This window comes from Hydrogenophaga sp., from assembly GCF_022844385.1.
Classification (GTDB): Bacteria; Pseudomonadota; Gammaproteobacteria; order Burkholderiales; family Burkholderiaceae_C; genus Hydrogenophaga.
In genome coordinates, this window is sequence record NZ_JALHLX010000153.1 from 1 (window position 1) to 7,171 (window position 7,171).

General features: G+C 67.8%; 7 protein-coding genes. 4 read left to right on the forward strand and 3 right to left on the reverse strand.

Annotated elements, in window-relative coordinates:
* The 3 genes from Q0C59_RS17445 to Q0C59_RS17455 all read right to left on the reverse strand — a co-directional run.
* Positions 1-963, reverse strand: a 963-nt coding sequence (locus Q0C59_RS17445; protein WP_291217906.1) for an NADH:flavin oxidoreductase/NADH oxidase, incomplete at its 3' end; no start/stop codon positions are given.
* A 42-nt stretch (positions 964-1,005) separates the two neighbouring features.
* Entirely contained in the window at positions 1,006-1,449 is a 444-nt protein-coding gene (locus Q0C59_RS17450; RefSeq protein ID WP_291217908.1) for a hypothetical protein, read from the reverse strand.
* Between the two features lie 3 nt (positions 1,450-1,452).
* Positions 1,453-2,688 carry a trans-acting enoyl reductase family protein gene (locus Q0C59_RS17455; RefSeq protein WP_291217909.1) on the reverse strand — a complete coding sequence of 412 codons (1,236 nt, stop codon included), beginning with the start codon at positions 2,686-2,688 and terminating at the stop codon, positions 1,453-1,455.
* Between the two features lie 131 nt (positions 2,689-2,819).
* On the opposite strand from Q0C59_RS17455, the gene Q0C59_RS17460 reads away from it, so the two are divergent.
* The 4 genes from Q0C59_RS17460 to Q0C59_RS17475 form a co-directional block, all read left to right on the forward strand.
* The gene (locus Q0C59_RS17460; protein WP_291217910.1) at positions 2,820-3,515 is read left to right on the forward strand and encodes a TetR/AcrR family transcriptional regulator; all 696 of its coding nucleotides are present in this window, start codon (positions 2,820-2,822) and stop codon (positions 3,513-3,515) included.
* Positions 3,512-4,405 carry an SDR family oxidoreductase gene (locus Q0C59_RS17465; protein WP_291217911.1) on the forward strand — a complete coding sequence of 298 codons (894 nt, stop codon included), beginning with the start codon at positions 3,512-3,514 and terminating at the stop codon, positions 4,403-4,405. Before Q0C59_RS17460 ends, Q0C59_RS17465 begins: the two co-directional genes overlap by 4 nt.
* Entirely contained in the window at positions 4,398-6,080 is a 1,683-nt protein-coding gene (locus tag Q0C59_RS17470) for an acyl-CoA carboxylase subunit beta (protein ID WP_291217912.1), read from the forward strand. Before Q0C59_RS17465 ends, Q0C59_RS17470 begins: the two co-directional genes overlap by 8 nt.
* Positions 6,081-6,110: 30 nt before the next feature.
* On the forward strand, positions 6,111-7,171 hold a 1,061-nt coding region (locus Q0C59_RS17475), incomplete at its 3' end, for an acyl-CoA dehydrogenase family protein (RefSeq protein WP_291217913.1).

A 7,171-nucleotide genomic window follows, 5' to 3' on the forward strand; every position in this document is an offset into this window, starting at 1 on the left:
CGCCACCAGGTCGGCCTGGCCGCTGGCGATGATGGCTTCGGCCTGCTCGGGCTCGGTCACCAGGCCCACGGCGATGGTGGGCAGGCCCACCTCGCGTTTCACCTGCTCGGCCAGCGGCACCTGGTAGTTGGGACCCAGCGGAATCTGCTGCAGCGGCGAAATGCCGGCGCTCGAGATGTGCATGAAGTGGCAGCCGCGTTGTTTGAGCGCGTGGCCGAAGACCACACTCTGCGCGGCGTCCCAGCCGCCATCCACCCAGTCGGTGCCCGAGAGGCGCATGCCCAGCGCCATGTTGGCCGGCAGCACGGCGGCCACCGCGTCGAACACCGCCAGCGGGAAACGCATGCGGTTCTCCAGCGAGCCGCCGTACGCGTCGGTGCGCTGGTTGGCAATGGGCGAGAGGAACTGGTGCAGCAGGTAACCGTGGGCCGCGTGCAATTCAATCGCGTCGATGCCGATGCGTTGGGCGCGCAGGGCCGCGTCCACAAACGCCTGCTTGATGCGGTCCAGGCCCGATGCGTCGAGCGCGTGCGGTGGCGGCTCGTGCGCGAGGTGGGGAATGGCCGAGGGTGCCAGCGTTTCCCAGCCTCCATCGTCGGGCGCGATGAGCTGGCCGCCTTCCCAAGGCGTGCGGCTCGATGCCTTGCGCCCCGCATGCGAGAGCTGGATGGCGATCGGCATGGCCGAGTGCTGGCGCACCTTGGTGAGCACCTCACCCAACGCGTGTTCGTTGGCCTCGTTCCACAGGCCCAGGTCGGTGGGTGAAATGCGGCCTTCGGGCGTGACCGCCGTGGCCTCCAGGATCAGCAGGCCCGCGCCCGACAGGGCCAGGTGGCCGAGGTGGATCAGGTGCCAGTCGGTGGCGTTGCCGTGTTCGGCCGAGTACTGGCACATGGGCGCGATCACGATGCGGTTCTTCAGGTGCAGCGGACCGAGGTCGAAGGGAGAAAACAGCTGGCTCACGGGGGTTCCTTGCAACAGATGGGTAGGGGGTTGGGGGTGCGTTCAGGCGCTGCCCACGGTGTCGAACACCAGGTGTTCACGCACCCAGTCGGCCGCGTTGGCATACACCTCACCTTGCGAACCCACGGCCACATAGTCGGGGTGGCGCACTTCGAGCGGGCCTTCGAGCGTGGCCAGCAGCGCCACGGTGTCGGGCGGCACCTGCACCAGGCGGCTGCGCTCCACCTTGCGGTAGCGCCCGGGCCCGGCGGCCTCGTAGGTGCGCGCGAACAGGTCTTTTTTGATCGGCCAGGCCGTGCCGTCGTCGAGCACCACCACCCAGTCCAGGCCCGGCTCGGCCTTGAGTTCGCCCCAGGCAACCCGAAACGTTTCCTCGCCGCTGGGTTCGCGGATCGCCACGGTGAAGCGGCGCGAGGCCGTGCGCGGCGCGCCCCAGGCAGGCGGAATTTCGCTGGCGTGGCCGATGGCCATGTGTTGCTCGGACATGGTTCAGGTCTTCAGGCTTTCTTCAACGATCTGGAACGAGAGGCCAGCGCGCTCCTGCAGCCGGCGCACCAGGGACAGCCCCATGGCCGCACCGGGCGTCCACACGCCGCCGGGTGCCATGGTGTGGCTGGTCTCGCGCGCCAGGCACAGCGCGGTCTCGCTGATGAGTTTGCAGGTGGAGCCGTAGCCCGGATCGCGGTCGCCTTTCACGCTGGCGCGCAGGGTGCGGCCGTCTGCGGTCTGGCCGATGAACAGCACCTCGTAGCGGCCCTTCTCGCGTTGTTCTTTCGTCGGGCCCTGGCCGGGCTGCGGCAGCGCAAAGCGGCGAATGAGTGCGCGCGTGGGGCCAAAGGCCAGCAATGCGTTCTGCAGGCGCGTGTTGCGCGCCAGGGCCTTGGCGCGCTTCTCGCCGCCGTCGCCGCTGCCGGTCAACATGCGTTCGCTGTAAACGAAGTCCGTACCCCAAGGGTGGCCGCGCAGCGCATGGGTGCGGTGCACGTTTTTGGTGTTGATGGGCGCCATGACGAACGGGCCGCTCCACGACTGCGCGAGTTCGTCAAACGCGGCGGTGCTGTCGTCGGGCTGCTTCGGCCCACGAAAGCCGGGGGTGAGCGCAAACGGGTCGGCCATCGTGCGCGCCAGTGCCGGGTCTCGCCCGGCGGCCTCCAGCGTGGCGATCAGGCTGGCCGCCGTGCCGCCCGAGAAGCCGCCCTTCATCACCTTCACCCGGCCGTGCACCCGCACCAGCGGCGCGCCCAGGCGCTGCAAGGCTTCCTGCTGCAGGTAGACCACACCGAGGTCGAAGGGGATCGAGTCGAACCCGCACGAGAACACGATGCGCGCGCCACTGTCCGCCGCCGGGCCTTGCAGGCGCGGGATCATCTGCGCCATCCAGCCCGGCTCGCCACACAGGTCCACGTAGTCGGTGCCGGCCTGCGCGCAGGCGTCCACCAGCGCCTGGCCGTGCCGCTGGTACGGCCCCACGGTGGTGATGACCACGCGGGCCTGGGCCACCAGTTGCGCCAGCGCTTTCGCGTCGGTGGCGTCGGCCACCAGCAGCGGCAGGTCGGTACCGATGCCCAGCGCATCGCGCACCTGGGTCAACTTTTCCCGGCTGCGCCCGGCCATGGCCCAGGCCACGCTGCGCCCCACGCCGTAGGTGGTGTGCAGGTACTCGGCCACCAGCCGACCGGTGAAGCCGGTGGCGCCGAACACGATGATGTCGAAGGGTTTGTGCATGCGGCATGGTCGCAGAAACGGGGTGCCCTCAGGGCATGTGCTGCCCGCCGATGTCGAGCCGGAGACAGCTGTTCACATTTTCACAAAGCAAGTGCTTGTTGAAATTCAGCGGCGCTGCTATGGTGGCCGCCATGAACCTGGACCTTCCCGAATCCCTGGCCGCCGAGGTGGGCGCCGAAGCGCCCCGCCGCGCACGTGGGCGGCCGCGCAAGACCGCCGACGAGCGCGACGATGGCAACCGGCGGCGCGAGCTGATTCGCGGTGCCGCGAAGTTGTTCAGGGCACAGGGTTTTGCCGGCACCAGCACGCGCGACATCGCCACCGCCGTGGGCATGCGCTCGGGCTCGCCGTTCTATCACTTCGAGAGCAAGGAAGCGCTGCTGGCCGCCGTGATGCTCGAGGGCATGCAGGGTGCGCTGCAGCGGCAGAACGCTGCGCTGGCCGATCTGCCACCCCACGCCGATGTGCGCGAACGTTTGAGGGTGCTGGTGCGCAACCACTTCGACGTGCTGCTCGGGCCCGACAGCGACTTCATTCCCGTGATGCTGTACGAATGGCGCTCGCTCGACGCCACCCAGCGCAGTGAGGTCAACCGCCTCAAGGACGAATACGAAGCGGCGTGGGTGCCGGTGTTCGAGGCGCTGCACGCCACCCGTCAACTCACGGGCGATCCGGTGCTCGCGCGGCTCATGATCTTTGGCGCGCTCAACTGGTCGGTGCAGTGGTACGCACCGCCCTCCGGTCGCAGCGCCAGGGCCCGAGGGCGTGCCTCGCTCGACGAGCTCACCACCTCGGCCTTGCAACTCTTTTTGAAGGAGCCCGCATGACTTCACATTACCGCTCCGCCTTTGCCCCCGGCCTGCTGCACGGCCGCGTGATCGTGGTCACCGGTGGTGGCTCGGGCATTGGCCGCTGCACCGCACACGAACTCGCCAGCCTGGGCGCCCATGTGGTGCTGATCGGCCGCAAGCTGGAGAAGCTGCAGGACACGGCCGGCGAGATCGTGGCCGACGGGGGCCGCGCGAGCTTTCACGCCTGCGACATCCGCGAGGAAGACACGGTGCGCACCGTGGTCACGGCCATCGTCGGCGTGCACGGCCGCATCGACGGCCTGGTGAACAACGCGGGCGGCCAGTACATCACCCCGCTGGAAAACATCAGCGCCAAGGGATGGCAAGCTGTGATCGACACCAACCTCACCGGCGGCTTTCTCATGGCACGCGAGTGCTACGTGCAGAGCATGCAGGCGCAGGGTGGGGCCATCGTCAACATCGTGGCCGACATGTGGGGTTCCATGCCCGGCATGGGCCACAGCGGCGCGGCGCGCGCGGGCATGGTGAACTTCACCGAGACCGCCGCGCTGGAGTGGGCACGCAGCGGCGTGCGCGTGAACGCGGTGGCACCGGGCTACATCGCCTCCAGCGGCATGGACCACTACCCACCCGAGGCGGGCCCCATGCTGCGCGAGATGCGCGAAACGGTGCCGGCCGGGCGCTTCGGCAACGAAGCGGAAACCTCGGCCGCCATCGTGTTTCTGCTCTCGCCCGCGGCGAGCTTCATCAGCGGCAGCGTGCTGCGCGTGGACGGTGCGCGGCCTCAGGTGCGCATGGGCTGGGGCCAGGTGGCAGCACCTGTGTCAGTTCAGGACCGGGACGCCGTCAAACCCTTCGATGGGTTTCATCGGTATGTGACGCCGAAGGTCTTTCAGGATGTTTGAATCGTCTTTCAATCCCCAGAGTCCGCAGGCGCATGAGCGTCGCAACGCCATGCTCGCGCGCATCGTGCAACTGCGCGCGCTCGAAGACCGCGCAGCACAGACCTCGGCCAAATCGAAACCGGTGTTCGACAAACGCGGCCAGCTGCTGCCGCGCGAGCGCGTGGCCCTGCTGCTCGACCCGGGCGCACCGTATCTGCCGCTGTGTTCACTGGCCGGTTTTCTTCAAGACACGAAAGACCCCGCCAGGTCGGTGCCTGGCGGCGGCATGGTGGCGGGCATCGGCTTCATTGCCGGTGTGCGCTGCATGGTGGTGGCGAGCGACTCGGGCATCGAGGCCGGCGCCATCCAGCCACGCGGGCTGGAGAAGATCTTGCGCGTGCAGGACATCGCCTTGGAAAACAAGCTGCCGTTTGTGCACCTGGTGGAGAGCGCCGGCGCCAACCTCATGAAGTACCAGGTGGAAGGTTTCGTGCACGGTGGATCCCTGTTCCGCAACCTCGCGCGCCACTCGGCCGCCGGCCTGCCGGTGATCACGGTGCAGCACGGTTCGGGCACGGCGGGTGGGGCTTACATGCCGGGACTGAGCGACGTGGTGATCATGGTGCGGGGTCGCTCACGGGCGTTTCTGGCGGGGCCTCCGTTGTTGATGGCTGCGACTGGCGAGGTGGCCACCGAGGAGGAACTGGGTGGGGCGGAGATGCACACCTGTGTTTCGGGCTTGGGTGAGTATCTGGCGGAAGATGACCGGGAGGCTTTGGGGATTGCGCGGCGGGTGGTGGGGCAGTTGGCGGGGCGGGCCCCCTCCCCAGCCCTCCCCCAGGGGGGGAGGGAGCCAGCCAGGGGAGGGCCTTCGCTCCCTCCCCCCCTGGGGGAGGGCAGGGGTGGGGGCCACGAGCGCCAACCCCTCCTCCCGAGCGAAGAACTCCTCGCCCTCATGCCGCCGCACCACCGCGAACCCGTCGACATGCGCGAAGTCATGGCCCGCATCGTCGACGGCTCCGAGTTGCTCGAATTCAAGGCCCTCTTCGGCGCCTCCACGCTCTGCGTGCAGGCCCGCATCCACGGCCATGCGGTGGGCATCATCAGCAACAACGGCCCGATCGACGTGGCGGGCGCCAACAAGGCCACGCACTTCATCCAGTGGATGTGCCAGCTCGGCCATCCCATCGTGTATTTGCAGAACACCACCGGCTACATGGTGGGCAAGGACAGCGAGCAGGGCGGGATGATCAAGCACGGCAGCAAGATGATCCAGGCCGTGACCAGCGCCACCGTGCCGCAGATCACCATCCAGTGCGGGGCGTCGTTTGGCGCCGGCAACTACGGCATGTGCGGGCGCGGCTACGAGCCGCGTTTTCTCTTCAGCTGGCCGCAAGCGAAGACGGCGGTGATGGGCGGCGAGCAGGCCGCACGCACCATGAGAATAGTGGCCGAGGCCGGCATGGCGCGCAAAGGCATCACGCCCGACCCGGTGCAGATGCAGGCCCAGTTCGACCAGATCGTGAACGTGTTCGAGAGCCAGGCCGACGCCTTCTACACCAGCGGCCTGGTGCTCGACGACGGCGTGATCGACCCGCGCGACACCCGCGCCGTGCTCGCCTTCTGCCTGGACACCTGCGCCGAGGCGGCGGCCTGCGAACCCCGGCCCATGCAGTTCGGCGTGGCGAGGATGTAAGCACCCATTCAAAACCACAGGAGACAAAAAATGCAGTTCACCCACGAGCACCGCGAGATCCAGAAGACGCTCAAGCGCTACATCGACGAGCACATCAACCCGCAGGTGGACGAGTGGGAGAAGGCCGAGATCTTTCCGGCGCACGAGGTGTTCAAGGGGCTGGGGGAGCTGGGCCTGCTGGGCCTGACCAAGCCCGAGGCGTTTGGCGGCGCCGGGCTCGACTATTCCTACGGCATGGCCATGGCCGAGACGCTGGGCCACATCCACTGCGGCGGTGTGCCCATGGCCATTGGCGTGCAGACCGACATGGCCACGCCCGCGCTCGCGCGCTTCGGCAGCGAAGAACTCAAGCGCGACTTTCTCGCGCCCGCCATTGCCGGTGACATGGTGAGCTGCATCGGCGTGAGCGAACCCGCCGCCGGCAGCGACGTGGCCGGCATCAAGAGCTTCGCCCGCAAGGACGGCGACGACTACGTGATCAGCGGCCAGAAGATGTGGATCACCAACAGCCTGCAGGCCGACTGGATGTGCATGCTGGTCAACACCAGCGAAGGCCCGGCGCACAAGAACAAGAGCCTGGTGATGGTGCCCATGCGCGAGAACGGCAAGCTCGTCAAAGGCATCGAGGTGGCGCAGAAGATCCGCAAGATCGGCATGAACAGCAGCGACACCGGGCTCATCTATTTCGACGAGGTGCGCGTGCCGCAGCGTTACCGCATTGGCCAGGAGGGCGCGGGCTTCATCTACCAGATGCAGCAGTTTCAAGAGGAGCGCCTGTGGTGCGCGGCGAGCACGCTGGAGAGCCTGACCAACTGCATCGGCTGGACGGTGGAGTGGGCGCAGGAACGCAAGCTGTTTGGCGCCAGCCTGGCCGACCAGCAGTGGGTGCAGTTCAAGCTCGCCGAGCTGAAAACCGAGGTGGAGAGCCTGCGCGCGCTGACCTACCTGGCGTGTGAACGCTACATCGCCGGAGAAGACGTGACCGAGTGGGCCACCATGGCCAAGCTCAAGGCCGGGCGCCTGAACCGCACCGTGCCCGACACCTGCCTGCAGTTCTGGGGCGGCATGGGCTTCACCTGGGAGAACAAGGT